This is a genomic window from Bradyrhizobium sp. CCBAU 21365, from assembly GCF_015291305.1.
Taxonomy (GTDB): Bacteria; Pseudomonadota; Alphaproteobacteria; order Rhizobiales; family Xanthobacteraceae; genus Bradyrhizobium; species Bradyrhizobium elkanii.
The window spans coordinates 8406603-8432470 of the sequence record NZ_CP030036.1; the positions used below are offsets into that span (position 1 = coordinate 8406603).

The 25868-nt window shown below is 60.2% G+C and carries 26 protein-coding genes and 4 pseudogenes; 15 read left to right on the top strand and 15 right to left on the bottom strand.

Annotated elements, in window-relative coordinates; translation table 11 throughout:
* The first annotated feature begins 111 nt into the window (after window positions 1-111).
* The 7 genes from XI02_RS39770 to XI02_RS39795 all read left to right on the top strand — a co-directional run bounded on the left by XI02_RS39770 (window position 112) and on the right by XI02_RS39795 (window position 3749).
* Window positions 112-348, top strand: coding sequence for a hypothetical protein (locus XI02_RS39770; protein WP_244980945.1), 237 nt, complete (start codon window positions 112-114; stop codon window positions 346-348).
* Between the two features lie 633 nt (window positions 349-981).
* Window positions 982-1155 carry a hypothetical protein gene (locus XI02_RS39775; protein ID WP_155258820.1) on the top strand — a complete coding sequence of 58 codons (174 nt, stop codon included), beginning with the start codon at window positions 982-984 and terminating at the stop codon, window positions 1153-1155.
* Between the two features lie 537 nt (window positions 1156-1692).
* Window positions 1693-2154 carry a hypothetical protein gene (locus XI02_RS39780; protein ID WP_129964761.1) on the top strand — a complete coding sequence of 154 codons (462 nt, stop codon included), beginning with the start codon at window positions 1693-1695 and terminating at the stop codon, window positions 2152-2154.
* A complete protein-coding gene (locus tag XI02_RS39785) occupies window positions 2132-2371 on the top strand; it encodes a hypothetical protein (RefSeq protein ID WP_129964762.1) in 240 nt (79 codons plus the stop codon). Before XI02_RS39780 ends, XI02_RS39785 begins: the two co-directional genes overlap by 23 nt.
* 11 nt (window positions 2372-2382) lie before the next feature.
* Window positions 2383-2796, top strand: a complete 414-nt coding sequence (locus tag XI02_RS39790) for a hypothetical protein (protein ID WP_197971350.1) — start codon at window positions 2383-2385, stop codon at window positions 2794-2796.
* Between the two features lie 25 nt (window positions 2797-2821).
* Entirely contained in the window at window positions 2822-2941 is a 120-nt protein-coding gene (locus XI02_RS45805; protein WP_304494566.1) for a hypothetical protein, read from the top strand.
* A gap of 337 nt (window positions 2942-3278) precedes the next feature.
* Window positions 3279-3749 (top strand): tyrosine-type recombinase/integrase, encoded by a 471-nt coding sequence (locus XI02_RS39795; protein WP_197971369.1) that lies wholly within the window; start codon window positions 3279-3281, stop codon window positions 3747-3749.
* 359 nt (window positions 3750-4108) lie between these two features.
* On the opposite strand, the gene XI02_RS45810 is transcribed toward XI02_RS39795, so the two are convergent.
* A complete protein-coding gene (locus tag XI02_RS45810; protein ID WP_244980944.1) occupies window positions 4109-4282 on the bottom strand; it encodes a transposase in 174 nt (57 codons plus the stop codon).
* Between the two features lie 166 nt (window positions 4283-4448).
* On the opposite strand from XI02_RS45810, the gene XI02_RS45815 reads away from it, so the two are divergent.
* Genes XI02_RS45815 through XI02_RS45825 form a run of 3 tightly spaced genes read left to right on the top strand, consistent with a single transcriptional unit; the run spans window position 4449 to window position 5911 of the window.
* The gene (locus tag XI02_RS45815; RefSeq protein WP_244980943.1) at window positions 4449-5054 is read left to right on the top strand and encodes a transposase DNA-binding-containing protein; all 606 of its coding nucleotides are present in this window, start codon (window positions 4449-4451) and stop codon (window positions 5052-5054) included.
* Window positions 5042-5320 (top strand): hypothetical protein, encoded by a 279-nt coding sequence (locus XI02_RS45820; RefSeq protein ID WP_244980942.1) that lies wholly within the window; start codon window positions 5042-5044, stop codon window positions 5318-5320. The genes XI02_RS45815 and XI02_RS45820 overlap by 13 nt, the downstream gene beginning before the upstream one ends.
* Before the next feature lie 57 nt (window positions 5321-5377).
* Window positions 5378-5911, top strand: coding sequence for an IS4 family transposase (locus XI02_RS45825; RefSeq protein ID WP_244980941.1), 534 nt, complete (start codon window positions 5378-5380; stop codon window positions 5909-5911).
* Between the two features lie 917 nt (window positions 5912-6828).
* Here XI02_RS45825 and XI02_RS39810 read toward each other — a convergent pair.
* Genes XI02_RS39810 through XI02_RS39825 form a run of 4 tightly spaced genes read right to left on the bottom strand, consistent with a single transcriptional unit; the run spans window position 6829 to window position 10327 of the window.
* Window positions 6829-7545, bottom strand: coding sequence for an iron-containing redox enzyme family protein (locus XI02_RS39810; RefSeq protein ID WP_129964764.1), 717 nt, complete (start codon window positions 7543-7545; stop codon window positions 6829-6831).
* 36 nt (window positions 7546-7581) lie between these two features.
* Window positions 7582-8226, bottom strand: coding sequence for a DUF6445 family protein (locus tag XI02_RS39815; RefSeq protein WP_035633741.1), 645 nt, complete (start codon window positions 8224-8226; stop codon window positions 7582-7584).
* Window positions 8204-9973: a carbamoyltransferase C-terminal domain-containing protein gene (locus tag XI02_RS39820; protein WP_051448168.1), complete on the bottom strand. Its 1770-nt coding sequence runs from the start codon at window positions 9971-9973 to the stop codon at window positions 8204-8206. Before XI02_RS39820 ends, XI02_RS39815 begins: the two co-directional genes overlap by 23 nt.
* Window positions 9974-10012: 39 nt before the next feature.
* Window positions 10013-10327: a hypothetical protein gene (locus XI02_RS39825; protein WP_129964766.1), complete on the bottom strand. Its 315-nt coding sequence runs from the start codon at window positions 10325-10327 to the stop codon at window positions 10013-10015.
* A 205-nt stretch (window positions 10328-10532) separates the two neighbouring features.
* Between XI02_RS39825 and XI02_RS39830 the strand changes: the two genes are divergently transcribed.
* Window positions 10533-11177, top strand: coding sequence for a hypothetical protein (locus XI02_RS39830; protein ID WP_194483292.1), 645 nt, complete (start codon window positions 10533-10535; stop codon window positions 11175-11177).
* A gap of 124 nt (window positions 11178-11301) precedes the next feature.
* Here the strand turns inward: XI02_RS39830 and XI02_RS39835 are convergent, their stop codons facing one another.
* Both XI02_RS39835 and XI02_RS39840 read right to left on the bottom strand, forming a co-directional pair.
* Entirely contained in the window at window positions 11302-11703 is a 402-nt protein-coding gene (locus XI02_RS39835) for a hypothetical protein (RefSeq protein WP_028344413.1), read from the bottom strand.
* Window positions 11704-12217: 514 nt separating this feature from the next.
* Window positions 12218-12751 (bottom strand): annotated as a pseudogene (locus XI02_RS39840) (transposase); the annotation flags it as partial.
* Window positions 12752-13063: 312 nt separating this feature from the next.
* On the opposite strand from XI02_RS39840, the gene XI02_RS45830 reads away from it, so the two are divergent.
* Window positions 13064-13267, top strand: a complete 204-nt coding sequence (locus XI02_RS45830) for a hypothetical protein (protein ID WP_028344410.1) — start codon at window positions 13064-13066, stop codon at window positions 13265-13267.
* Between the two features lie 1112 nt (window positions 13268-14379).
* Window positions 14380-14646 (top strand): DUF3892 domain-containing protein, encoded by a 267-nt coding sequence (locus XI02_RS39850; protein WP_080686996.1) that lies wholly within the window; start codon window positions 14380-14382, stop codon window positions 14644-14646.
* 790 nt (window positions 14647-15436) lie between these two features.
* Here the strand turns inward: XI02_RS39850 and XI02_RS39855 are convergent.
* The 4 genes and pseudogenes from XI02_RS39855 to trbB form a co-directional block, all read right to left on the bottom strand.
* Window positions 15437-16999: pseudogene (locus XI02_RS39855) on the bottom strand (conjugal transfer protein TrbE); the annotation flags it as partial.
* A 7-nt stretch (window positions 17000-17006) separates the two neighbouring features.
* Complete coding sequence (locus XI02_RS39860; RefSeq protein WP_028343856.1) at window positions 17007-17282, bottom strand: VirB3 family type IV secretion system protein; 276 nt, start codon at window positions 17280-17282, stop codon at window positions 17007-17009.
* Window positions 17282-17623: a TrbC/VirB2 family protein gene (locus XI02_RS39865; RefSeq protein ID WP_028343855.1), complete on the bottom strand. Its 342-nt coding sequence runs from the start codon at window positions 17621-17623 to the stop codon at window positions 17282-17284. The genes XI02_RS39860 and XI02_RS39865 overlap by 1 nt, the downstream gene beginning before the upstream one ends.
* On the bottom strand, window positions 17620-18570 hold the full coding sequence (gene trbB / locus XI02_RS39870) for a P-type conjugative transfer ATPase TrbB (RefSeq protein WP_051448102.1): 951 nt from the start codon (window positions 18568-18570) through the stop codon (window positions 17620-17622). Before trbB ends, XI02_RS39865 begins: the two co-directional genes overlap by 4 nt.
* 549 nt (window positions 18571-19119) lie before the next feature.
* Between trbB and XI02_RS46570 the strand changes: the two are divergent.
* Window positions 19120-19341, top strand: a pseudogene (locus tag XI02_RS46570) (transposase); the annotation flags it as partial.
* An 82-nt stretch (window positions 19342-19423) separates the two neighbouring features.
* Window positions 19424-19684 carry a transposase gene (locus XI02_RS46575; RefSeq protein WP_370169440.1) on the top strand — a complete coding sequence of 87 codons (261 nt, stop codon included), beginning with the start codon at window positions 19424-19426 and terminating at the stop codon, window positions 19682-19684.
* 321 nt (window positions 19685-20005) lie between these two features.
* Here the strand turns inward: XI02_RS46575 and XI02_RS39880 are convergent.
* The 4 genes and pseudogenes from XI02_RS39880 to XI02_RS39895 form a co-directional block, all read right to left on the bottom strand.
* A pseudogene (locus XI02_RS39880) lies at window positions 20006-20742 on the bottom strand (IS6 family transposase).
* 287 nt (window positions 20743-21029) lie between these two features.
* Window positions 21030-22178 carry an N-methyl-L-tryptophan oxidase gene (gene solA, locus XI02_RS39885; RefSeq protein ID WP_028344453.1) on the bottom strand — a complete coding sequence of 383 codons (1149 nt, stop codon included), beginning with the start codon at window positions 22176-22178 and terminating at the stop codon, window positions 21030-21032.
* 1735 nt (window positions 22179-23913) lie between these two features.
* Entirely contained in the window at window positions 23914-25293 is a 1380-nt protein-coding gene (locus XI02_RS39890) for an aspartate aminotransferase family protein (protein ID WP_035633702.1), read from the bottom strand.
* Between the two features lie 339 nt (window positions 25294-25632).
* Entirely contained in the window at window positions 25633-25797 is a 165-nt protein-coding gene (locus XI02_RS39895) for a hypothetical protein (protein WP_244980940.1), read from the bottom strand.
* Window positions 25798-25868 lie beyond the last annotated feature (71 nt).

Sequence of the window (25868 nt, forward strand, 5' to 3'; positions counted from 1 at the left end):
AATGAGGTGGCCGACCTCGTGTTCAGCCGCCGTGTCCGATGCCTCCGGATCTTCAGAGGTTCGGCAGTGCAGGGCCCACGGCATACGGAGCGCAACAAGATGGATGGTTGGATGGTGACAGCAGCTGTCTTCAAGGAAGACGGCGACGATGACGAAGAATTCAGGCACATAACTTACGTGGTGGCCGTCGCCGATCCGGCGGAAGTGGTGAGGATGACCATCGCGAAATGCGGCGCAAAGGCCGCAATGCTCAACTGCCCAATCGAAGAGGAGCAGTTGCGAAGACTCGGCATGAAGCCCGGCGAGCTTCTCGTCGTGCACGATGACGAGATCAGTCCGATTATTTAGCGCCCTCGTCGTCATTACCGCGGCACGTCTGATCTCGTTCAGTTGCGTCCGGTTCATGACATTGTGGTCCGGAAGGCACCGCTCGCGCGAATAGTTAGTCTGCACAAGGTATGAAAGCGCGCCGTTTGCCTCTCTGCGCAATGTGGCCGTCTGGCACACTGATTGCTGAGCCAAGTATGGCTTGGTCGCTTATTGATTGACTCTCTTGAGGGCCAAGTCCTCGCATCGTAACTCGTGCGGGCGGTCGTCAGCTGCCGCCCGCACGCTTTTCATGGTGGTGCGCACTATTTCGCCTCTCTTGCATCTTGAATGGCACGCGAGTTGCTGGGAGCCAATTGGGCTTGGCTCCTCATAATTTCGCGCAACCCCCATGAGATGGCCAAGTCTGCGTGGGTGACTCTCCTCCGCGCATCTTTTCCATGCCATCGGTGACACGGTGTGGAGATCATGCCATGACGCGTGAAGAGGACGCCATAGCGGCACTCCGGGAATGGTCTAAGGGGAAGATCACAAAGAGCGCAGTGCTTGCGGCGATTGTGAAGCATCAGGCAACCAGACGGTCACCTAGGCCGCCTCCGCAGTGGAAGCAAAGTTCGTAGGTCAGGCTCAAGATCGCCTCTGGGGACTATTGCAATGGACAGGCTCAAGTTCATGCCTGCCTTCGACGCAGCTATTCGCTCTGCCGATCCCGACAAGCTCGCCGCACTGCGGGAGGCCATCGATGAGCGTGGAGGCCGTGACGAGTTCGCGAAGGCGAGCACAGAACTCATACGCAAACACCCGCTTGCGCTCTTTAGAACTGCTTAGCGGATCTGCGTGTGAAAGCGTGCCGTTTTTCCCTTGCGTTTGATGACTGTCTGGCACGCGGATTGCTGAGCCATGTATGGCTTAGTCGCTTGCTGAATCTCCTGAGGGCCAAGTATCATGCGTAACTCAACTCGGCGGGCGGTCCCTCAGCCGCCGCCCGCACGTTTTCCATCGTGGCGCTAGCCGCCGTGCTCTGTCGAGGTCAGGCTACGACGGGCGAAAAGGCTGGCACCGCTTATCTCTACACTTGAAGTTCGTGACCGTCTGGCACGCGAGTTGCTGAGAGACTTTTGGCTTAGCTGTTTATTTCACGCAACCCCAGCAGCCAAGCTTGGCGTAGCAAACTTCGCGCGGGCGGCTCCTCCAGACGCCCGCGCCTCTTTCTGCCGGCCTTCCGCAACAGGCTCGCTGGGGAGATAGTTCACATGACCCGTGAAGAGGTTTTGGAAAGCGCCATCGCGGCGCATGAAGAGCGTCGCTCATGAATGGCAAGTTGCTGCCCGCTCGCGGTCGCTTGCCAGGGGCGGCTCGCGAGCAATGAAAGACAGCACTGGGAGCATCACTGAGAATGTTGGACCGACATCGATCGGCTTTATCGGCATCTTAATGACAGTGGTCCAACTGGCCGCGTACTTCAAGACCACGCCTCGGACAATCGCTCGTTGGGCTGGAGAGCCACATTTTCCGTGCGCGAGCACTTCAGCGGGTGAGGCAATGTGGCTGTTAACGGACGTGCAGGAGTGGAACCGCCAACGCCGACGCGCCCGCGCCGCACTACGCTCCAAAGAGAAGACCATCGAGAAGGTGGTGGAAAAAGCTCGCCGCCGCCAGCGCCTGATTGCAGCGTTTTCCCGGCGATATCCGCCGCAGATCCGGCGATCGGCAGTTCCGCCGCTTGGCGCGCCCCTCTCGCGCAAGATGATCGTTCAGGCCGACGGCTCGCTGACCCCTGCGCCCACTGAAGAACAAGAACCGAATGAAGCCGGTTTTCATCAGTGATAGGATCTTAGTGCTGCCGTGTTTCGCCAAGCTGTCAATGCGACTGCCGGCGGCGTTGATCGCGTCGATAACGCGCAAGTGCACCCACCTCAACGCGGAGATCGGCCATTCTTTTTCAAGCGAGATTGTTCGAGCGACCGCCGGATGCCGATTTGGCTGCCTGATCCGCGATCACTTTGCATCCGCGATCCAGTTGGAAAGTTCATCCAGAATGTGAGGATGCTTCCGATGGAGATCACGGTCCCGAGCAGCCGGTGCGCGGCAGGAGAGAGGACGCCCATCGCCCTTGTTTCCACCGAAGATCGCGCCGTGGTTCGTATCATCACCTACGTAAACGCCCCGTTCGGCACCATGACCGCTGCTGGGACGGCCGAGATGTTTCATGCAGTCGCGGCTGCAGGAGAAAACACATCGGTGCGGGCCGTAGTCATCACGGGGAGCGTACCCGGCATCTTCATTCGCCATTACGACGTCAGGGAACTCCCTGACTCCGCGGATGCGATTGAGCGCGGAGCGCCGCACCCGCCGTCGCCACCCGGTCCTCGACCGCCAGGCTTCCATGCGCTCACCGACCTGATTGCAGCCGTCGAGAAGCCGGTCGTAGCCGCGATAAATAGCTTATGCATGAGGTGGAGGCTTTGAGCTATCACTAGCATGCGACCTGCGCATCGCAGGGAATGCCGTTACGGCAATGGGTCTGCCGGAAACCCGTATTGGCATCTTTCCGGGTGGCGGCGGCACGCAGCGCTTGCCCAGGATCGTTGGGAGGCCAAGGCGATCGAGATGATCCTGCGCGGGTTAACCGTGACGGGACCGCGCGCCCTGGAGGTCGGGGCCGAATTATCGAGCCGAGTGGCCGAGGACGCTAATTGGTACGGTACGCTCGCGGAATGCCTGCGCGAGCTCATGTCGAAGCCGAAAATCAACACCCCCTCCACGAGCACCACACCAGGTCGCACGGCTCATTGGAGATCATCCAGGTCGAACATGGAGCCGAATTCTTTCGGTTGCGTGATCATCACCAGCCCGGCCTATGTGGTGATCAAGGCGGCGAACGAGTTCAAGGACAAGACGACCGCCGTCAATCAGCTCTGGCCCGCCAGACCATGTCCAGCGTGCACATCATGGGCAAGGGCCGTCGTGAACGTGTCCTGCCTCTCTGGAAGGAGACGGCCGCAGCTGTGAAGGCTTGGCTCAAAGTGCGTCCAGTCAGCGGCGCTCCTGAGCTGTTCCTCAACGCTCGCGCCCAGGCGATGACCCGCTCAGGCTTTGAATACATCCTGACCAAGCATGTCGCCACCGCCGCTCGCAAAGCGCCCTCGATCGCCGACAAAGGCGTCAGTCCGCACGTACTGCGCCATACCTGCGCCATGCATACGCTTCAGGCGACCCGGGACGTCCGGAAAGTCTCGCTGTGGCTCGGACACGCCAGCCTGCAAAGCACCGAGGTCTACCTTCGAGCCGATCCGACGGAGAAGCTCGAAGCGCTCACCGCCATGTCGCCGCCGATGCTGACCCCTGGTCGCTTCCGGGCACCCGACAAGCTCCTGGCCATGCTGAACGCGGCCGGACGCAAGCCGAATTATGCGGAGTGAGACATACGAGAAAACCGCGGCGGGCAGCAACTTCCTGCCGCGCACTCCGCATAATTGTAGGCTCCGCATAATTGCGCATGTCAGTGTGACCGGTCGCGATCCAGATTCTCGCGCCTGCTGCGATCGGGATCATCGCTGCTCCAGAAGGTCCAACACCCGAGACAACGCGGTCATATCAACGCCGGCGTCCACAATCACACGACAGGCCGTGCCGACGACAATCTCCATACGCCCGCTCGCCGGTGTCGCCAGAACGGTCGACCCCACTGCAGCCGGCTCGGGCGTCACCATCGCCGGCACAAAGGAAGGCTGAGGCTGTTCATTTTTGCGCGGCCGCGTCCCGAGCGATCGCCGCCAAGTCAACAGAAGCGAGCGCGAATCCCATATCGCCGCGCAGTCGATGAGACGGCCCGCGGGCTCTGCAAACTCTCCAAAACGATCCTGAGCTTCACATCATCGGTCCACCGACGCCGCCGGCCAGTCTCAACAACCTCAACCCGCTCAATCTGAGCACCGCACTTATTGCTGTCCATAAGGGCTGTTACACAGCACTCGCATTATCCCGACAAGGCGGCCTTCACCGGCTTTCAATTACCCATAACTTGGACCACTTGGGCTGATCTGCTGATCGGCGAACTCTTGAGTCGAAAGAATCACTTGTGATTCCTTGTTGAGCACCTGATTCGCAAGGGGTGCTCTATGGGGCTGACATTGAAGGATCGATCGGCAAAAGGCGTTTTGCGATCGTTGGAACGTGAATGCTGGATTGATCGAGAGATTAGTGGATGCGAGTTTAGGGACGCGCGGCTCGGCGGCAGATTCCGCAAACTGCTCACGCAGATTGGAAGCGCCATGGGACAAAGCATTCCGCTCGTCTGCCAGGATTGGGCGAATACCAAGGCAGCCTACCGCTTTCTCTCTAATGAGCGGGTCAGCGAAGCGAACATTCTGGCCGGCCATTTCCAATCGACACGTGATCGTGCCGCCGCCGCTGAAGGTCTCGTTCTTGTGCTGCACGATACAACCGAGTTTAGCTATCAACGCGAGAACTCAGAAGCGATCGGCATCACCAAGAGCATAAACAGTGGACGGGACAAGGCGGGTCGCCTGAGATCGCACACGGTTTGCGGCATCCTGATGCACTCGAGCCTCGCAGTTACATTCGACGGGGTGCCGCTTGGGTTGGCAGCCGTTAAATTCTGGACTCGGAAGAAATTCAAGGGGACGGCAGCGCTTAAAAAGAAGATCATCCAACCCGGATTCCTATCGAGAAGAAGGAAAGCATCCGATGGTTGGAGAATCTGAGGCAATCGACCGAGCTTCTGGAGGAGCCGGGACGGTGCATCCATATCGGTGATCGTGAAAGCGACATTTATGAACTGTTCTGCGCGGCACAGCAGATCGGAACGCACTTCCTAGTCAGAACCTGTGTTGACCGCTTGGCTGTGGACGGGGATCACACGATCGCCGAGGAAATGGAAGAGGTTGCCGTCAAGGGACTGCATCGCGTCGAAGTTCGAGATAGCCGCGGCGATCCAGACGAAGCCGTTCTCGAGATCCGATATCGTTAGATTCGAGTCCTGCCGCCGATCGGAAAGCAGAAAGCGGTATCCGCGCTGACATTAACGGTGATCCATGCCGAAGAACGCGGGACACCGAAGAACAGAAAGAAAATCGAGTGGAAACTGATCACCGACCTGCCCGTTCAGTCACGCAAGGACGCCATTGAGAAGCTCGAATGGTATGCGCTGAGGTGGAAAATCGAGGTGTTCCACAAGATCCTCAGATCGGGCTGCAAAGCTGAGGAGTCGAAGCTCAGGACCGCCCAACGGCTTGCCAATCTGATCTCGGTCTTTTGCATCCTGAGTTGGCGAGTCTTCTGGATGACGATGCTCAACCGCTCGGCCCCGGATGCGCCACCGAGCCTTGCGCTGTCCGACATCGAGATCGACCTGCTCGATCTTCTTGTAAAGGATAAAGGCCAAAGGTCGTTCCGACAAAAATCACTGTCTCATTACCTGACCAAGATCGCACGACTCGGCGGCTACCTCGCGCGCTCCGATGATCCCCCGCCCGGCAATACGGTTATGTGGCGCGGACTGTCACGCCTTACTGACATCGGGTTGGGTGCCGTCGTTGGGGTAGAAATTGTGGGTAATTGAAAGCTTCACCGGAGGGAGACCTTTCAAACGGCTCAAGTCAGATTTCGGTATCAGTCAGATTTCGATATCGGTTGGTCGCGAACTCATCTTGATCGCTTGGAAGATGCGCGGAAATTTCCGATCGGCTTCAAGCTGAAGGACCACCGCAATTCTCCCCGCGTTTGGTGGGTTCACGAGATCGTCGAATATCTGGAGCGGCGTGTGAAGACCAGAACCGACAGCTCCTAACCGTTGGAGCGGGGACGGCGCGCGTAGCGATGCCTCCAAAACGTCATCAACGGCCGTCCCTCTTGGAGGGCTCAGCTCCAATGCCCTTTTGATCTTGTGGGGTAAATGGTGATGCCCCAATGTCGATGGAGCATCCTTGCTGTTCTCCTCTCTCCAGTTGCGGCCTCATTGCTACATAGTCTCGGACGGAAGTCAGGAGGTTAGAACCTTGAATGGTAGAGGTGCCGAGTGGGCATAAGAGCGGAGACACCCACACATGGAGCGTTTTCGGCGGGAAGCAGTTGCCGTCAGGAACAGACCATGTCGTACATAACGGCGTCGTAGTCGCCTTTGTTGCGGTTTGCGGGTCTAATTCTAAGCGTATACGTGGCGATCCTGTTGCGACGCCGCTGCCCGCACATTTCGCGCATTGGAGAACTGCGCGAGGCGCTTCGAGCCTTCATCAACGCGAGCGAAAGTAGCCGCGCTCTAACTGTGGGCCTCACTATGAACTTTGGGGAATGGGATTCGACATGGATGCGGTGTCAGGCGGTGTCTCCAGGGGGTATTATTGACGCGCCTGCTGGGGGCAACGAATGCTGACGCTCAGCGGAGGCTTCAACAACTAGTTCGGCATTACCGATCGCTTCAACTACGCTGGCACGTCGACGGCGCGATAGATTAAGAGCTTTGTCTCAGCGCTTTCGTCGCTATGATTTTGAGGTGCGAATCAGCCGAACGGACATCGCGGATGAATACCCGTCGAGTTCTACGAAATAAGCGCGCAACAAAGCGCCGACTTCGGACAGCAGAGTTGCCAGGAGCCCAGTCGAATAGTTTCGCGCCCCCATGACTCGCGTGGCCACGGCCAGCATCATCTCATCGTGGTGATCGCGCTCGTCGATGGCGATGTGCGCCCTCGCACCGTTGACGCAGTTCTGACCGAAAGCCTCGGCCGCACGCGCCGCGGCGAGCGGCGAGGCATGTCTTGAGTTCCACTCCACGAACACCGAATACGCAACGGCAGGAAGCGAACCGAACTCCATGATCCGCCGTTCGAGGGTCGCGATCAGATCCAAGGTGGAAGCGAACGGCGGGGTGGTCGAGACCAGGTCTCTGCTAATGCCGTGCCTTCCGAGATCGCCCAAATACAACTTGTCATGGTTCATCTCTTCGCGGAGATACTCGGCCCAATAGCGCGCCGCTTCATAGTCCTCACGGACCATTACGCTCAGGGCGAGCGCATCGGTGCGTGCGGTCTCCCAGATGCGCCGCACCGTCTCGATACGGTGACGCAGATAGTACGTCCGATCGAGTGGCGTCGTCGGTCCGCTCAGATGGTCAGCACGGGGAACGCTGTTTGCGAATAGCAAGCATTCCGCCACCATGATTTGGTCGATCGCCTGCCTCCACTGCTCTACCCTCACGTAAGCCTCCCGCGCCGCCCGCACGAGCGGACAAAGTCAATTCAGGACATCAAAAAAGAAGTTTTGGGTCAGTCGGCCATCGAGCGGCGTAGCGCCGAAGGTTCCGGTTCGAGCATGGAACTGGCGACTGTCGAAGATGATGCACCGGTTGAACTTCATAGGCACTGTCGTAAGCAGATCCCACTTCTCATCAATCTTGAAGCCGTCATGCTTCAAGGTCTCGAGCACCTCGGGGATGGTGATATTCAAGTTGCGACAGAGCTGGGCCATATCCTCTGAATTCAAGTCCGGTATGCGATCCCATTGGAGTTGGCGGTGGCGAAAGAAGCTGGTCCCGCCCTGACACTGCGAATCGAGATTAAGAAAAACGAGAGCAGCATAGCTAGCGACCATGGCATCGTAGTGGATCCAGGTCGCCCGTTCGTTGGGATTTGCGTCTGGCTTCCTCTTCAGCAGCAGGCGGAACTCGCCGATAGGGGTGCGCCAAACGAGAGGTTTGCTAAGGGCGCAGGCGATGAGACCCAGGCCGCCCTCCGCGTATGGGTGCGAGGGCGTAGTCAGCATGCCCTTATAATGGGTATTGTCGTTCTCGTTGGCGGCGTCTTCGTAGCGCAAGGTCAGCGCGTAGCGACGCACTGCCCATGGGTCCGGGTAAAAATCATCGAGAACTGTTAGGCGCATTGCAGCCACTCGTCTGCTCCCATTTTTTAAATCGCGTGTTTGATTGCCGCCGCACGAAGAGGCGCCCGTTCAGATACAGTGCATCGAGCTTCATGTTGACCGCGGTCGTAATGGCGTCGGCTGGCGACTCGACGATCGGCTCGCCTTTTCCGTTGAATGAGGTGTTGAGCACAAACGGCAATCCGGTCTGCTCCGCGAACGCCGAAATCAGGTCGTAGTAGAGGGGATCACGATCACGCGCGACCGTCTGCACTCGACAGGTATTGTCGACGTGAACGACGCTCGGCGCCTCCGCCTGGCACCGCGGCCGGACGCCGCAAACGAACAGCATGTAAGGCTGTTCGCTGCGCAGTTCGAAATAATCGTTGGCACGATCAACCAGGACGCTCGCTCCATATGGGCGATATTGCTCGCGGTTTTTGACCTGCCCGTTGAGAAACGCTCGCATCTCGGCTGGACGCGGGTCGGCCAAGAGGCTGCGATGACCAAGCGCGCGCGGGCCGAATTCCGAGCCACCCTCGAACCATCCGACCACCCCCGCGTTGGTCAGCACCCGCACGACATCGTAGAGCGTAGCATCGAGAATCTCGGCGTAGTTTTGCTCAAGCGTAGGCAGCGCCCGCACAGCACTCTCGACCTCCACGGAGCTATACGTGCGGCCAAGCGCGGTGTGCCACAAGCCGTTGCGCGGAAACTCGCCTCCCCTTATCGATAATCCCCGGAACGCAGCACCAATAGCGGTGCCATCATCGGTGGCAGCGGGCTGCACGAAAATTTGCTCAAAGGGGGTCGACTTCTCGATACGGGCATTGGCCACGCAATTGAGGCCGAGGCCGCCGGCAATACAGAGTCGAGGCAGGCCGGTCTTCGCATAGGCCTCTCGCGCCAGGTGGACCATAATCTCTTCGACGGCTTCCTGGGCGGCGCGCGCGAGGTCGGCGTAATATTGCGGGGGCTCGTCCGGTCGCAAGTTCACCGGCCCATATTTGGCGGTGAAGAATTGCGGAAAGAGATGTTGGCCAACGGATTGAACAGTTGGGCTGATCTGGAAGCCACCTTCGGCCAGCTCGAGCTGGCGCTTGAACTCGTCGGCGTATATCGTCATGCCGTACGGCGCTAAACCCATCGTCTTGCCGGCGTCGAACGGCGTGCATCCGATCTGGAGCGTGGCGAGTTCGTAGAGCGCGCCGACAGAATTGCAGTTCCACAGCAGATCACCCTTGCGATCATGGATTTTTGCGACCAGCTCCAGTGCGTTGGGCGAGGCTCGGTAGAGACTAGCCCGCTCGATCAGCGGGATGTCGGCGCCCTGCCGATTTCGCCACCAGTCCCACACGCTGCCTCCTTTGTCGACGACTAGGACGGCCGCCTCTTCGAAGCCCGATGGCACGAAGGCACTCAGCGCGTGCGCCTCGTGATGGTTTATCGTCGCAAGGTGCGAACGCGGCGACCACGGCATCTGAACCGCGCAATCGGCAACACTTAGATTACGGATGACGTTGCCGCCGACGATCGCTGCGTTGCAGAATACGACGACGTCCAGGTCTTCGACGCCAATGCCGCAGGCTTCGAGGCAGTAATACAGGCTCTTCTGCGGGACGAGAGCGAAAAGTCGGTTCAGCCGGTCCAACGGACAGGAATGCTTGTGCCGGTCGAGACGTTCTTCCGCGATTGCGACGATATCGCCTGAGTCGCTCAGCAGGCACGCGGATCTATCATGCGACAGGTTCAGACCAAGAGCATACATGAGAAGGCGCCCCGCAACAATTGCCGCACTGCTCCGAGCTTAGCCCGTATGGGCGCTCATGGGGGCGACGTGACCGGCGGGCTGATGCTGTTTGGGATCTCCTCCGCCAAGTTCGTGCGGGAGTCTGCCAAACAGGCCGAGTGACAGGCGGGCATCGATAGCCGTATCGATCACCGACAGCACGGCAGCCAAGCCAGCGCCATCATTCGCGAGTAGCTCCGACAGCGCCGCGGCTTCGCCTTGGTCGGAGCCGTATCGCGCTCCAGCCGACCTCCCCTGTGATATCAGCTCCTTGCCAAAGTCGGGCTCCAGTATTGCTTTGATCAGGAGCTTTTCCATCTGCCCATACGCCATTGCGGCCCACTCCCCAACGATTAACATTGCACCTCCACGCGTCACGGATGCGCGTCGGACCTTCAACCGACGCGCAGCCGCAAGGCGGGCGGCACTGTCTAGCGGCTACTTGACGACGTCCATAGCCACTGGCCCCGCCAAGCTTGGGACCATCACACGAAAAACCTGAGGAGTGGCCGTTACAGCAGAACTAGGAGTGGGGGCCATGGCAGCAGTGAGACCGGCAAGTCCAGGCGTTGCGGTCAAGCCCGGAGTTGCCGTCGCGGCAAAACCCGGCGTTGCCGTGGCCGCCAAGCCTGGCGTTGCGGTCAAGCCCGGAGTGACCGTCGCGGCAAAACCCGGCGTTGCCGTGGCCGCCAAGCCCGGCGTCGCGGTCAAGCCCGGAGTGACCGTCGCGGCAAAACCCGGCGTTGCCGTGGCCGCCAAGCCCGGCGTTGCGGTCAAGCCCGGAGTGACCGTCGCGGCAAAACCCGGCGTTGCCGTGGCCGCCAAGCCCGGCGTCGCGGTCAAGCCCGGAGTGACCGTCGCGGCAAAACCCGGCGTTGCCGTGGCCGCCAAGCCCGGCGTCGCGGTCAAGCCCGGAGTGACCGTCGCGGCAAAACCCGGCGTTGCCGTGGCCGCCAAGCCCGGCGTTGCGGTCAAGCCCGGAGTTGCCGTCGCGGCAAAACCCGGCGTCGCGGTCAAGCCCGGAGTGACCGTCGCGGCAAAACCCGGCGTTGCCGTGGCCGCCAAGCCTGGCGTTGCGGTCAAGCCCGGAGTTGCCGTCGCGGCAAAACCCGGCGTTGCCGTGGCCGCCAAGGTGGGCGCCGTTCCGTCGAATCCTGCAGTCGTGCCCGCTGTGAGTCCCTGAGTCATCGTCCTTCTCTCCTGTGCCGATGCGTCACTGACGCATTTCCAAACAACGCTTCCCGCTGTTGCCCCTGTTAGTAACTCGACTAGATCTGGTTGCGACGCATTCACTAGCTTCTTCCCTGTCAAAGCCTGAACATTGCGCCGGGTAATTGTTCATGGACCGGCACCCAGGTCGGCGCAGGATCGATCACCTCGATCACCGCTTGCGTGATGATGTTCATTCGGACAAGGAACTTCATTGGAAACAGACAAATCTTGGGTGGCATGCAGATGAACTCGAAAACGATACGATCCTCTTCGGGGATAAAGCTGCCGAGGCAATAGCCGCGCGAGAACCCCTCGCCGTTCAAAATATGCTTGATGAAATGCTCTTGCACCGACTGGTTGGCAAGAGCGGCGAGCAGACGGGCCGTACACTGATCTGGGCCCAATGTAGCCACGCGCTCCTCGGCCTGCTCGATTGCTTGGCGAAGGCTATCAATCAAACTGGAGCTGCCAGGACCGGTCTTATCAGGATCACTCATGGCGTTTCCCAAGAGCTTTCGATCGGGTTGACATCGATGCCATCCGGAACTGCGAGTTGAATACTTCCTGAGTGTGTACCACGACACAGCCGGCCGCCACCGCCAAAATAGGTAGGGGGCTCTAAGGAGCGGTGAAATGACCTGGACGCCGACAAGCACGCCAACTGATCACTACTCGTCGCGACCGCAGCGGACGAAAACTCTTCCACCAAAAACTCGAGGACACCATTTCAGTCGCGGGTAACTCCCTCAAGCAAGGTTTTCACGGCAGCGAAATCGATATGCAAGATGGCCGGACGGGTGTTGCCGGAACATTGGCGAGCGCCTGCGTGACGATATGAGTCGGATAATTTGTGGAAGCCATCGCAGTCGATTACGTCGCAACGCAAACATCGCCCACACGCATTGTTCGTAGGCGTGACCAACTGCACGGTACGCACACGACGAAGACCGCCTGATTGGCGCATGCGCGTGAGAGCGGCTGCCTCAATGATGGCTGGGCGTTGTGTGAAGGTCAGGCGACCTGCTGATCGGCGGGCTTGTCGGCTTGGCGCAAGAGCTTCCATTCCCAGGGCAGCAATTCGTGCAGACGCGATGCGGGAAGATCGGCGATGCGGACGAGGACGTCGGCGAGCCAGGCTTTCGGATCGACCTCGTTGAGGCGACAGGTCGTGATCATCGTCAGCATAATGGCGGCACGGTCGGCGCCGCGCTGGCTGCCGGCGAAGGTCCAGTTGCGCCTTCCCAAGGCGATGCCTCTCAATGCGCGCTCAGCACAATTGTTGGTCAAGCAGATCCTGCCATCGTCGAGGACGCGGGCGAAGTCGTCCCAGCGCCTGAGCATGTAATTCATGGGCTTCAGGACCTCGGAGGAGCGAGAGAGGGTTTCGCGCTCACGCAGCAATCAGGCGTGCACGTCGTCGAGAAGCGGCCTGCTCTTTTCCTGGCGCACGACGCGCCGCTCGTCGGCACCGCAGCCGTTAATGGCGCGCTCGATCTCGAACAACGCATCGAGGCGTCTGACCGCCTCCAGCGCGATCGGAGAGACCAGGCGCGCTGGAATGGCGCATTGGAGCGGGTTGCCGAGCTTGAGGGGCGGACCAAGGAGCTGCGCGCCAATGCACCGTCCACGGACACACGCACTAAGCAGCGGCTGGTTCACATCGTGGTCCGAGAGATTGTTTGCGATCTCGATGAGAACGCCAATGAGGCGGTTCTGCTCATCCACTGGACCGGCGGCCGGCACACGGAGGTTCGTGTTGCTCGCGTTAAGACGGGCCGATATCCGGGGGATATGGCACCCACTGCCGTTGATGCACTTCGCAAACTCGCTGGTCATTGGCCTGATCGAGAGCTCGCCGTGTCGCTCAATCGGATGCGCTGCAAGACCGGCGACGGCGAGACCTGGACGACTGTTCGCGTGCGGGAAATGCGCGAACGCTTGAGCTTGCCGGAATACGATCCCGCATCATGCGACGGAAAAATGATCAGCCTTGCGAAGGCTGCGGCACACTTTGGAATTTGCGTCGGATCAGCAAAGAGCCTGGTTCTGAAGGGCATCTAAAGTGAAGGAATGCCGCGTGCACTCATGGAGGCCGCCGGCAACGGCATACCTATGAAGGATCGCAATGTCGGCGTGCTCCCAAACGGTCGAGTGCGATCTGCGCGATGTTGGGATCAGATAGGTTGTCCGTCAATCGCAACCAGCGTTGCGCGGCGGGGCTTCTTCGAGCTGGCTGATATCGAGAAGAATGCCCGGGAAGGTATTATAGTGCTCGCGCGGCTCCGGCAATTGCGTGGAGCCAGCAATGACAGTCGCAGCGAGAACGAGCCTGTACTCACGGGGGCCGCTCGGACATACCATCCATCATGACCGGTTGAATTTGGACTAGTGTCATACTTTCGATCTGGGCAATGCGCTTCTTAACTTTGGCGCTCAAGTTGGTGGTCTTTTTACGTCTCACCGTCAGATCCTGATGCTGATAAGCCCCACGGAGTCAGCTCGAAAAGGCTAACGAGGGCTGACGGTACTGCATCAGCAGTGGATCGGCTCCCTACCTACTCTAGGGGGCGGGCATTTTCATCCCGGGGCGCCCGTCAGCCGTCGTTACAGGGACAAGAGGATCGTGGCATGTTCGAACAATCTTACCTCCCATTGTCAGATACTGATGCTGCTATGCCTGCAGAGCCCGCCCCCCTAGAGTAGGTAGGGAGCCGATCCACTGCTGATGCTGTATCCGTCAGCCGCCGTTACAGGGACAAGAGGATAGTGGCATGTTCAAACAACCACGCTTCCATTCTTATTCAACCCCGGCCCGCATCTGTATTGGCATTGCGGTCTTAGGAGCTGCCCTGCTGGTCGGGATAATACTGACGCATGTCGTGCCGTAAGGCTGCCTCAGTTGGTGCGTCCTCGCTTGGTCGGTTGGGGGATTTGCTGGGCCGTTCTGCCGCTGGAGACGACCGGCTGGTACGGGTGAAGCGGAATTTCCGGGTGATGTGATTGGAAGGCCTTGCAACCTCGAAAGAAAAGCCGTCAGTGTGCGACCACTGACGGCTTCACTTGATTCAAATTTGCAACCGTGTGAGGCAGGGCTCTGAACGTTTCCAAGCAATCGGATAATGAGTCCGACTCTGCTAACGGTCAAGCCTTGGCTCACGAAATAGGGGTGAGCCATGACTCGCCGTATTACCTGCATTACCAAGCTGCCTAGCCATCAAGACCGCCATCGGCGTATTCAAGCCGTCGGTGGTTCAGGATGGCGAGACTCGGAAGAAACAGCCATTGCAAACGTCAAACGCGACAAAAGCGCTTATGAGATCACTGAGCAGGGCAAGACGGTCAAGGTGATCGTCAAAACCCACGATGGTCGCGAGTACCTCAAGACCGAGAACGATCGTTTTCTTCCCGACAATCTTCTGAGTCTTCCAGAGTGTTCGTGACCAGCATGTCGATCTTCGCTGTCGCAGTCTCTGCGGCCTTACTTTTTGATGGCAACAGAAACCCCTGTACGGCTTAAGCCCGCAAAGCCACCCTTTGATCTCGTCCGATTCCATCGGGTGTTCAAGCGCGCCCACTGAATGATGAGGCAACGCGGCGGCATTAGGGCCATCCGGCGCACTTCGGAAACTGAAAGGCACACCAGTTGTCTCCGGGAGATTTCGATAGATGCCTTAAGCAATTGGCCCAAGCGGGCTCGGATAAAGCGCATACGTCACCGCAGCTAACGGCGGGAGCACAACACTCCCAGTAACCGGCAACGGCCGAACCAGGGTCCGGTGATAGAAAACATCATTAACTAGTTTTGGGTGAGAACCTTGCGGTGGATCAAGCCCAGGCCACTGAGAGTTAAAACAGGCCGGCACCCACCAATTTCCCCGAGCGGGAAGTCCTCATGGCGGGAGGACAACCGTCGCGTCTCGTGGGATCAGGTGAACCGCATCACGGCGCTGGCCTTGAAGCGCGGCAAGTCAGCGGACTTCACGGTGTACTGGCAGCGGCAGCTAGCGAATTAGGTGCAACAAAAGGCCGCCATCTTGGCGGCCCCTTAAGCAGTCACTTTCCGCTCCTGTTTTTCGTCTAGTTTGTCAAAGGAACGCTTCGCATTGTGTGCTTATCAAGCGCTCGGCCTTGCCGCTCTGTTGGCTAGGACTAGTTCGGAATGGCAATTGCCGCGGGCATTCGTCGATTTACGATGTGTCCAATCGTGCGGATTGGCCGACCAACCCCACACTCCGCCGCATCGCCGATTCGCGCCAGCGGTTGAAGAGACACGGAGTCTTCAGCGCTGTTCGACAGGCTTCCGCCGAGGTCGTGCCAGTCGCCGCCCATGGCAAGCGCCGCCGTGCGGATTGAGCCGCCGAAATCGAAGGCGAAGATCTGGCTCTTCCGGTAGCGCCGGAACTGGATCGCCATCAGCGCCAACAGCACAGACTTGCCGGCGCCGGTCGGGCCGACGATCAGGGTGTGGCCGACGTCGCCAACATGCAGCGAGAAGCGGAACGGTGTCGAGCCTTCGGTCTTGCCGAAGAAGAGTGGCGAGCTGCGGAAATGCTCATCGCGGTCTGGCCCGGCCCAGACCGCCGACAGCGGAATCATGTGGGCGAGGTTCAGTGTCGAGAGCGGCGGCTGGCGGACGTTGGCGTAGGCGTGCCCCGGCAGAGAGCCGAGCCAGGCTTCGAGCGCGTTCACCCCTTCGGGCATACAGGTGAAGTCACGACCCTGGATCACCTTCTCGACGAGGCGCAGCTTCTCGGCGGCGAGACCGGGATCCTCGTCCCAGACGGTGACGGTCGCGGTGACGTAGGCTTGACCGACATCGTCGGTGCCGAGTTCCTGCAAGGCGAGATCGGCATCGGCGGCCTTGTTCGCCGCGTCGCTATCGACCAGTGTCGAGGCCTCGTTGGTCATCACCTCCTTGACGATCGCGGCGATCGACTTTCGCTTGGCGAACCACTGTCGGCGGATCTTGGTCAGCAGCTTCACCGCCTCGGTCTTGTCGAGAAGGATCGCGCGCGTCGACCAGCGGTAGGGAAAGGCGAGCCGGTTCAGCTCGTCGAGGATTCCGGGATGGGTCGCGGTCGGAAAACCGACCACGGTGAGCGTGCGAAGGTGATGACTGCCGAGGCGCGGCTCGAGGCCACCGGCGAGCGGCTCGTCAGCGAGCAACGCGTCGAGATGCATCGGCGTCTCGGGGACGCGTACGCGCTGTTGCCGGGTCGAGATCGTCGAATGCAGGTAGGTCAGCGTCTCGCTGTCGGCGAGCCACGCCACCTCGGGCATGAACCCTTCGACCAGTTGCAGGACGCGATTGGTCCGGTCGACGAATCCGCGCATCAGCTCGTGCGGATCGACGCCGCTCTGCGCGCGGCCCTCATAGAGCCAGCCCTCGATGCGCGAGGCGTCCTCGGCCGGCGGCAGCCAGACGAAGGTCAGGAAATAGCGGCTCTCGAAATGCGCGCCGGACTCCTCGAATGCGTCCCGCCGCTCCAGGTCAACCAGCGCTGATGCGGCGTCTGGAAAAGTGTTGTGCGGATAGGTCTGGGCGGCGATGCGCTGGGCTTCGACGAAGATCGCCCAGCCTGAGCCGAGACGGCGCAGCGCGTTGTTGAGGCGGGCCGTCACGCCGACCAGCTCGGCAGCCGTTGCGCTGTCGAGGTCCGGGCCGCGGAAGCGCGCCGTGCGCTGGAACGCACCGTCCTTGTTGAGGATGACGCCCTTCTCGACCAAAGCGGCCCAGGGCAGGAAGTCGGCGAGACTGTGGGGACGGTTGCGATATTCGGCGAGGTGCAGCATGCAAGCCTCACTGGCCGAGATAGGATGGATAGCGGAGGTGACGTCGAACGACGTCCACGAATAGCGGGTCGCGCTTGGCCGCCCAGACCGCAGCGGCATGCCCCACGGCCCAAATCAACGCCCCGGGAATCCAGAGGTGGAGGCCGAGCGCTATTGCCGCCGCCAACGTGCCGTTGGCGATCGCAACCGTGCGGGGCGCGCCGCCCATCAGGATGGGGTCGGTGAGCGCGCGATGGACCGGCGCGAAGAAGCCCGGCACTTCTGGATCGACGATGCTGGCCATTACACCAAGGCTCCGCCGGAGAAGCTGAAGAAGGTCAGGAAAAAGCTCGACGCGGCGAAGGCGATCGACAGGCCGAAGACGATCTGGATCAGCCGGCGGAAGCCACCCGAGGTATCGCCGAACGCGAGCGTCAGGCCGGTGACGGTGATGATGATGACTGACATGATCTTGGCGACCGGACCTTGCACGGACTCCAGGATCTGATTGAGCGGCGTCTCCCACGGCATCGAGGAGCCCGAGGCGTAGGCCGCCGGGGCAAAGGCGATGGAGATGAAGGCAATCTCCGCGAGGTCGGCGAAGCAGCGACGAACGCGACGGATCGCGGAAGGACACTGGATCATGACGGGTCTCCGAGAATCGAGGATTGGCCGCCCGCCTCGGCAGACTGGACGCGGTAATCGCCGGTGGCGGGATCGAGGCCGGCGACGAGAGCAAGTTCGGCGAGGCGGCGTTCGCGGCCGCGGCCGCGCAGCACCGCGATGAGATCGATGGTCTCGGCGATCAGTGCCTTGGGAACGGTGAGGACGGCTTCCTGGATGAGCTGCTCGAGGCGGCGAAGCGCGCCCAGCGCCGTGCCAGCGTGAATCGTTCCGATCCCACCGGGGTGGCCCGTGCCCCAGGCTTTGAGGAGCTCCAAGGCTTCGCTGCCCCGTACCTCGCCGACTGGAATCCGGTCGGGGCGTAGGCGGAGGGAGGACCGAACAAGATCGGACAGGGACGCCACGCCGTCCTTGGTGCGCAGTGCGACCAGGTTCGGAGCGCGGCATTGCAGCTCACGCGTATCCTCGATCAGGACCACGCGATCAGTGGTGCCGGCGATCTCGGCCAGTAGTGCGTTTGTCAGGGTGGTCTTGCCGGTCGAGGTACCGCCGGCGACCAGGATGTTCTTGCGGGCGGCGACGGCGTCGCGGAGCACGCCCGCCTGGCCCACCGTCATGATCCCAGCCGCCGCGTAGTCGTCCAGCGTGAAAACAGCAACAGCGGGCTTGCGGATCGCAAAGGCCGGCGCCGCAACGACGGGCGGGAGAAGCCCCTCGAACCTCTCCCCTGTCTCGGGAAGCTCGGCGGAGACGCGCGGCTTCTCGGCATGCACCTCAGCGCCGACATGGTGCGCGACCAGGCGCACGATCCGCTCGCCGTCGGCGGCGGACATCGTTCGTCCGCTATCCTCCAGCCCGCCGGACAGCCGGTCGATCCAGAGCCGGCCGTCGGGGTTGAGCATCACCTCGACGATCGAGGGGTCTTCGAGGAAGGTCGCGATCGCGGGGCCAAGCGCGGTGCGCAGCATGCGCGCGCCCCGCGAAAGCGCTTCCGAATGGAGTGGAATGCCCACCACGATCGTCCCCCGTCGAACGCCAATCGCAACAACCGATCGGCGACGGGGATGGATAGAAAAGGCAGGAAATAGGTTAGTTCAACAAGTATTCAGATGTCGTAGGGGGCCGGCGTAGGGCAGAGAAAAAATACTTGCTGCGTAGCAGGCTGCTGACCGCCCCTGATGACAGACGCGTCATAGAGACATGTGCGACCGTGAATTTGCCCAGGCTTTGAAAGACTATCGGCAGACTTCTTGAGTGCGAATCGGTCATGACACCGCTCGCGGCGCATTCAATTGATTCCGCAATACGTTGCGCGCGCGAAGGCACTGAAGATCGTCTATTTTTCATTATTTAGCGGCGGAGTTCCTCGTTCATTCGCCGCCGGTGACGCGTCGTCCCCGACTGCCGAGATTTCCGTGCAAATCGACGATCTCCCGTTAGTCTTCAATGGGATCAAGATCCCTGGCTCGCGAACCTTCTCGAGCGTTCACGCCAAGTCCTCCTACGTCCACTGCGTCGTGCCGGGCGGCGGTCTCTCGCTCAATAGCGCGCGCTGGATCGCCAGCCGACCGAACTTCTTCCTGGCCGCCAAACCGCTCGCCCAGTTGTTCAGACTCCTGTTCCTCGAACGGCTGACCGTCGCCTTCAACGCCGGCCCCCTGAACTTCTTCGGCGATCTCGCATCCCTGGCCAAGCCTGCCGCCTTCGCAGTTCACCTCGTCGCTATGCGGCGCATCAGCTGGGTCGTCTACGCCAAACGGCCGTTCGGTAGCCTCGCACAGGTGCTGGCCTATCTCGGTCCGATATACCCATCGCGTTGCAATAGCCAACAGCCGGCTCGTAGCCCTCGACAAGGATCACGTCGCCCTTACCTCAAAGATCACGAAGCTCAAGCCCGACGAGTTCATTCGCAGCTTCCTTCTTCATACGCTGCCCGATGGCTTCCATCGCATCCCGCCACTTCGGTTTCATGGCCAAACGGCCACCGTGCTGCCAAACTCGCCCTCTGCCGCAAACTTCTCGATCGTGAGCGGGCAGCGCCAAACGATGGCGAGCCGTAGCCTGTGGATTCGGACGCTCTGACGTGGGCCAAGGTTTGTCATGCGTATCATCGATGCGCTTTCGACACAGCTTCAGCTGTTCCGACGATCCAACCCACTGGTACCGGTGATGGAAGTTAGGTGATGGAAGTCATTCGATGCAGCGGGCCATCGATCGCGACTGCCTGTAAAATACTCTCTTTCTCAATTGCCGCCATTGCGCAACCAAATCGTCGCCGACGTCAGCTCCGCAGTCTGCCGATAGCAACCCGCGATTTCAAACTATCCCCATAGCCGCACCACCGTGCATATCTCCCGCGCCTTCGTTCTATCCGACTTCAACAGGGTCGCGGGCATCGTCAACTTAATCGACCGCCGAGCTGAAGGAGGCGCTTCTTAAAGGTTCGAGATTCGGCCATTGCGCTTGTCGTGGAGATCTCGCGCCAAGTCGCAAAGGCTCGCTCGCGCGAAGCACGACGGAAGTCGGCAGTGACGGCTCCGGGATAGGGGATGTGGAAAAGGTTCGCGACCTGATCGTGAACTGACAGAAACCGTTGAGCCTGATGGGACGATTTGAAACGCTTCATGATCCGCTCGCGTCGCCGCGTCGGCTGATGAGAATTCTCGGCCCGATTGTTGAGAGCTTGGTGCTGGCGATGTTCGACGTGAAAGCCCATCTTCGCCCTCGCAGCGCCGTACGAACGGAGCTTGTCCGTGATCATCACGCGCGGCGGCGTGCCGGCGGATTTCAAGAGCTTCTTCATGAGCTGCTGCGCAGCGCGCGAGTCTCTTCGGCGCTGGATCAAGACGTCGAGAACGAAGCCATTCTGGTCGACCGCGCGCCAGATCGAGATAACGACCTCGTTCAGATGCCATTGGTCACCGCGAGCGGGTGCGCGCTGGCGGATCCGATCGGAGAACGCCTTGCCGAATTTCTGCCCCCACTGGCGCACGGTAGGTCACGCCAATGCCACGCGCGGCCAGCATTTCCTCGACCATGCGCAAGCTTAAGGTAAACTGGAAATACAACCAAACGGCATAGCTGATCACTTCCGGTGGGAAGCGATGGCGGCGATAAAGAGGGTCCCGGGTGGTCGGCATGCCCGTCGTCTACCCCCTCGGCCGCTCCAATTTGTTAACTTGACGGTGCCCTCCTGCGAGCTACTTGATCAGCTGGGGCAATTCCCGGCACAGACCGATTACGGGCGGCCTTCAAAGACCCACTTGCCCCGTCTCGCCGACCACGCACACTGCGGTCTCCGGCCCAACATAGTGCTTCATGGCAGTTGATGCGAATCGGTTGTTTGCGGGAGCTCCATTGGTGCCCGAGCCCACGACCGCAATTACGCCATTGTCTGCAATACCAGAATTGGACGCCAATTGACGTCTCAGGAGCTTGGCGGCGCGACGCCGCTGAACCGGTCGAGCCGAAACGCGTTCGGCGCTATCAGCTTCGCATCGAGTGCCAGATCCGCGAGCATCGTACCAATCGCGCTGGCGAACTTCGCACCGTGACCGGAGCAAGGCGACGCGACGACGATGCGGGGGTCGGCCGGAAGTCGATCTATGATGAATTCGTTGCCCTCGTCCGGTTGCAGGTCTGCTCGCAGCGTGTTCGTGTAGAGGCAGATATCGCGCTCGACGATTGGCCCCGCCGCACCGGGAACCAATTCGGCGAGTGTCAATCCGACAGTCTCCAGTTCTGCGTCCGTTGGAGGCGGGTGCCAGGCGTCTGCCCCCACGACTGGCCCTTGGTCGTGCTGTGCAGCCTTCACGCCTCGTCCCTCGAAATCGGGAAAGCCGTAGACCACTCCTTTCTCCCCTTCGACAATAAACGCCGGAAACTCGCCGTAACGCACCAATTCGGGTTTGGCCGGCTTGAACCAACCGACCGTTTGTCGGGTGATCTTTAAGTGTCGTGCGAGTCCCGGGATTAGCTCGGCAATCCACGGTCCTGCAGCAATGATGGCCCTCTCGGCCAAGATTACCTCTTGGGGCATTGAAATACGGATGCCGGCGGCCACCGGCCGTATTCGGGCCGGAGCCAGAATGATGCGGTGCTCGGCGCCTTCGCGAAACGCGCGGATCGCCGCTTCGGCCAACAGGATCCCGCCGCTTTCCTGGACGACCACATCCCAATTTTCCGGAAGCCGGAACCCGGGAAATGCGGCGTTTGCTTCCGCTCCCGTGACCGGACCGGAGACGGCGTCCTTGCGCGCGGCGGCGCGGGAGTCGGCCACCATCTTCGATCCGGGAGGTCCTGCTTCGAGTACGCGGGTCGGCATGAGGATTGTTCGTCCGCTGGCGGCCTCCAACATCCGCCATCCCTTGAGGGCAGCATCGCTAAGCTCCGTGTAACCCGCGCTCTCGAAATTGAAGCGTCGGTACACTCGGCATGAGCCATGCGACGAGCCGCGAGCCTCGCCCAAGACAAGAGGGTCGAATCCGAGCACGTCGGCCCCACGACGCACCAGCGCATGGAACGCAGAACTCCCTATCAGGCCGAGGCCGACGACGGCGATTTCGCAAGCACGCATCCCTCACTCCCTCTTCCGCTGTCTAGCACGCGCGATTGATCTGCCGCGCCACCGCACTTTTGAGGGCCCCGCCCTTGGTGGACACACTGCAGCCGCAGCAGGAGCACAAGAATCCCTGAAGGGTGCAGTCGCGCAGTCTGCAGCTCCCGGCCGTTGATCGTTGTCCGCGAACGGATGACGAGCACCGCCGCCATCGCAGTGCCATAGAGCGCCAACAATGCTTCCGCGAAGACCACGCTGGCGAATAACGGCACGAGCAGCAGAAAGCTCGCGAGCGCGTGGGCTGCGAAGAGCGCTGCGGTGGAGAACGGTGCGACGACCGGAAGCAGCAGCCGGCAGTCGCGCACGATCGTAAGATAGATATCGTAGCCGAGCGCTCTCTCGATTCGAGAAAGCGCAGCGATGACGCAGCGCCGCGACCATCGTAATTAACACCTCGTGAACTCCAGACAGCATTCTCCGCATCGTCCTCTCGTCACGGTGTGATGGTGGTGTGAACAATGCAAGCGACGTGCCGGACAGAAAGGCGCGATTTCTGCAAACACTACAGTCCTCTGTTGGGCATCGCGTCGCTTGCTGATGTTAGGTCAAAGCTGACAAGATTTGTGAGAGCTCGAACATCGCCACTTCCTCATTTCGAGCACCACCCGCAGCCAGAAAGGGGCGCCAGGGTTACCGCGGCCCTCTTCAGGCAAAGTTCTGAGTTGATCGCGGTTTAGACCTCGAACCAGGTGGAGGAAGGAATGGCACGGCCGACTCTGTATACAATTCGTTCTCCGCTTGAGAGCCGCCTGCAATTGAGCCGCAGGCGCGCGAACTCATGCGGTAAGCGGTTGGAGAATGATCCGGGTATCAAAGCGAACGGCGCCCACCTCGAAGAGACGAAGAGCAAATGAAAACGCATAGCAGTATCGGGGAGCTGCAGCGAGACGGCTTCGAGCTTGAAAGGCGTTGCGCCTGATTGTGGCAAACGTGATGGCTATGATTCATTCGACGGGGGAGACGAGTTCATCAAGAACATTCATTCGGGCACTTCGAGACCACCGCCTACAAGTTGCCGCTGGCGCTCTGTCCGGCGGCTGGCATGAGCTGCCCGAGCCGGCCAAGAGACTTCGTTGGAAGAGCAATACCACAGGCTGCCGGGACCGAAGACAATCTAGAAAAGTCACCATCTTTACCTTGACCGCGAGCAAGCGGCATGACCTCGGGGAACTCTCGCAAGTCCTTGAAGAATGGTTCGTACCTTTCCCCCGGCCGACTTGGCCCGGTACTCGTTCTCGGCGAGAAGCTTCGGCTCAAGCTTCCTTTTAGGGCGGTCGCTTGAAAGCAGGGGCTGCGTCTTCCGGATCAGCCGCTTCGAGGTCGGCGGCTGAGGCGTGGTCCAAGCCCTGGTCGACCTTACGGCGTAGATGCTGTCGTCGCCATTGTGCCAACCGAGATAAATCCATCCCGTTTGCCTTGATCGAGAGCGAGGCCCAGCGATCGTCAACGCCTCTTGCTGCGAAAAGCAGGCCTTCGTGATTCGCCGCGATGAGGGTCACGCCTTCCGGGCGTCCGCATCTCGCGCCGTCGATCTCGCCCTATAATTGTTACGTAACTTCGATTGCGCCGCGGATTTGCGGAAGCACCGGTTCGATCGGGCAAATGCATGAGCGTTATTGCGCCGTGTATCGATCATTGGCGGATCTGTCCAGGCAATCGGACTTGAGGCGCACTAAGCGGAGTTGAGTGAACGCTAGTGAGGCTCGCGACAATTAACTACAGTCGCCTTAAGATCCTGGAGCATGGCCGTGATCCCGTCGACGAGTTCGTCGATTTGATCCTTGTTGACGATCAGAGGTGGGCATATCGACAATGCATCGTCTACATTCCGCACGATGATCCCTCGCTCGTGCAGCAACCGGCTCGCGATGCTGCCAATGTCGCCCGGAGTAGTAGCGGCGACTTTCCGTTTCTTGTCCAGCACCAGCTCGATTGCCGCAATAAGGCCAACGCCGCGGACCTCCCCAACGAGTGGATGATCAACGAGCGTGCGCAGCCGTTCCTGCATGTAGGCCCCGATGCGGCCAATGTTCGCAATCAGACCCCGCTCCTCGATAAGTTTGAGGTTTTCGAGCGCAACGGCGGCTCCGACCGGGTGACCACCGCCCGTGAAGCCATGAGCCAGCAGTCCAACCTTATTGCTCTCGTCCGCGATTGGTTCGAACATGTAGTCATTCATTATGATCGCCGATAACGGAAAATAACTGGACGTGAGCTGCTTCGACACCACGATTACATCGGGCGCGATGTTGTAGGTTTCGCAACCGAACATTTTTCCGGTCCGGCCAAAGCCGCAAATCACCTCATCAGCGACCAAAAGGATGCAATGCTTTTTTAGTACCCTTTGAATTTTGTCCCAGTAAGTCGGCGGCGGAACGATGACGCCGCCCGCGCCCATTACGGGCTCACCGAAGAATGCTGCGATGGTATCGGCACCTTCGCGCTGAATCAGCGACTCGAGCTCCTCGGCCCGACGCGTTGCAAAGGTCTCCTCCGATTCGCCCGCACGGCTGTCTTTGTAGAAATGGGGGGAGCCCGTGTGCATAATGTTGGGCAGCGGCAGATCGAAAGAGCGGTGGTTGTCGGGAAATCCGGTCAGGCTTGCCGCACCGATCGTGACGCCGTGATAGCCGCGCAACCGGCTGATGACCTTCTTGCGCTGGGGCTGGCCCAATGCATTCGATCGATAGGCGATCAGCTTCAACACCGTATCGTTCGCTTCCGAGCCGGAGTTTGTGAAGAACACCTTACTCATCGGCACCGGAGACATCTTCACCAGCTTCTCGGCAAGCGCGATGGAAGGCCCATTCGATCGTGAGGCGAAGGTATGATAGAATGGCAGGATTTGCATCTGGCGATGCGCGGCTTCGATAAGCCGCTTTTCGCTGAAGCCAAGACCCGCACTCCAGAGACCGGCCATCGCATCGAGGTAGCGTTTTCCTGCCGTGTCGAAGACGTAGGGGCCCTCGCCGCGCTCAATTATGAGCGGCCCGGCCCGTTGGTGCGACCGCGCGTTGGTATAGGCGTGAAGCTGATAGGCCACATCTCGGGCCTGTTGAGAACTGGGCAGCATGGTCGGCGTCACATCATCGGTTCAGAATTGGATAGGGACAGCATCATGTGGGGAAGCGCCGGTCCGTTCCCGGCTTCTCTGGGCCTTGCGATAGTCGTGGTTGACGATCTCTTTAAAGGGATTCGCTTGTGCCTATGTCTGACCACAGGCTGGCGGCGACGCACTGTCTGGAAGTGATCACAGAGAGGGGACGATGTCCAAGCACGACAAAGCACCGGATTTCCGGGACGCGTTGGTCGCCGACGGGAGCCTCCATCAAGCTGCCGGCGGCGTTCAGGCCGTAGAGAGTCGGTGGTCGTAGCGCCGTGGACCGCGGTTACGTATTCGAGCCCACCACGTTCAGGCCGCCCCTCCGCCGAAGGTCAGCGTGTCATGTGTGTTCAGCACGTTATCCCAGCTGCTGCCGCGCGTCGTCACGGACTGGTTGGGCTCCGGGCCAACACGCGTGATGAGCAAAACCGTAAGCGTCAGCCCGCTCTGATTGACCAGTTTCTTGTGGGCCATCCGTGATCTCCTTGATCTAGTCGGTGTCCCGGCTTTGCGCGGAGATGCGCGACCGAGTTTCCTCCAGAATA

Coding starts and splice junctions, on each gene's coding strand:
- XI02_RS39860 (WP_028343856.1), bottom strand. CDS start 17,282: ATGGCCAGCATCGTCGATCCAGAAGTGCCGGGCTTCTTCGCGCCGGTC.
- trbB (WP_051448102.1), bottom strand. CDS start 18,570: ATGCTGCGCACCGCGCTTGGCCCCGCGATCGCGACCTTCCTCGAAGAC.
- XI02_RS39895 (WP_244980940.1), bottom strand. CDS start 25,797: ATGGCCCACAAGAAACTGGTCAATCAGAGCGGGCTGACGCTTACGGTT.
- XI02_RS39775 (WP_155258820.1), top strand. CDS start 982: ATGGACAGGCTCAAGTTCATGCCTGCCTTCGACGCAGCTATTCGCTCT.
- XI02_RS39850 (WP_080686996.1), top strand. CDS start 14,380: ATGACTCGCCGTATTACCTGCATTACCAAGCTGCCTAGCCATCAAGAC.
- XI02_RS45815 (WP_244980943.1), top strand. CDS start 4,449: ATGGGGCTGACATTGAAGGATCGATCGGCAAAAGGCGTTTTGCGATCG.
- XI02_RS39780 (WP_129964761.1), top strand. CDS start 1,693: ATGAAAGACAGCACTGGGAGCATCACTGAGAATGTTGGACCGACATCG.
- XI02_RS39770 (WP_244980945.1), top strand. CDS start 112: ATGGTGACAGCAGCTGTCTTCAAGGAAGACGGCGACGATGACGAAGAA.
- XI02_RS39815 (WP_035633741.1), bottom strand. CDS start 8,226: ATGCGCCTAACAGTTCTCGATGATTTTTACCCGGACCCATGGGCAGTG.
- XI02_RS39790 (WP_197971350.1), top strand. CDS start 2,383: ATGGAGATCACGGTCCCGAGCAGCCGGTGCGCGGCAGGAGAGAGGACG.
- XI02_RS39865 (WP_028343855.1), bottom strand. CDS start 17,623: ATGATCCAGTGTCCTTCCGCGATCCGTCGCGTTCGTCGCTGCTTCGCC.
- XI02_RS39785 (WP_129964762.1), top strand. CDS start 2,132: ATGAAGCCGGTTTTCATCAGTGATAGGATCTTAGTGCTGCCGTGTTTC.
- XI02_RS39825 (WP_129964766.1), bottom strand. CDS start 10,327: ATGGCGTATGGGCAGATGGAAAAGCTCCTGATCAAAGCAATACTGGAG.
- XI02_RS45810 (WP_244980944.1), bottom strand. CDS start 4,282: ATGGACAGCAATAAGTGCGGTGCTCAGATTGAGCGGGTTGAGGTTGTT.
- XI02_RS39890 (WP_035633702.1), bottom strand. CDS start 25,293: ATGCTGCCCAGTTCTCAACAGGCCCGAGATGTGGCCTATCAGCTTCAC.
- solA (WP_028344453.1), bottom strand. CDS start 22,178: ATGCGTGCTTGCGAAATCGCCGTCGTCGGCCTCGGCCTGATAGGGAGT.
- XI02_RS39835 (WP_028344413.1), bottom strand. CDS start 11,703: ATGAGTGATCCTGATAAGACCGGTCCTGGCAGCTCCAGTTTGATTGAT.
- XI02_RS39795 (WP_197971369.1), top strand. CDS start 3,279: ATGGGCAAGGGCCGTCGTGAACGTGTCCTGCCTCTCTGGAAGGAGACG.
- XI02_RS39830 (WP_194483292.1), top strand. CDS start 10,533: ATGGCAGCAGTGAGACCGGCAAGTCCAGGCGTTGCGGTCAAGCCCGGA.
- XI02_RS39820 (WP_051448168.1), bottom strand. CDS start 9,973: ATGTATGCTCTTGGTCTGAACCTGTCGCATGATAGATCCGCGTGCCTG.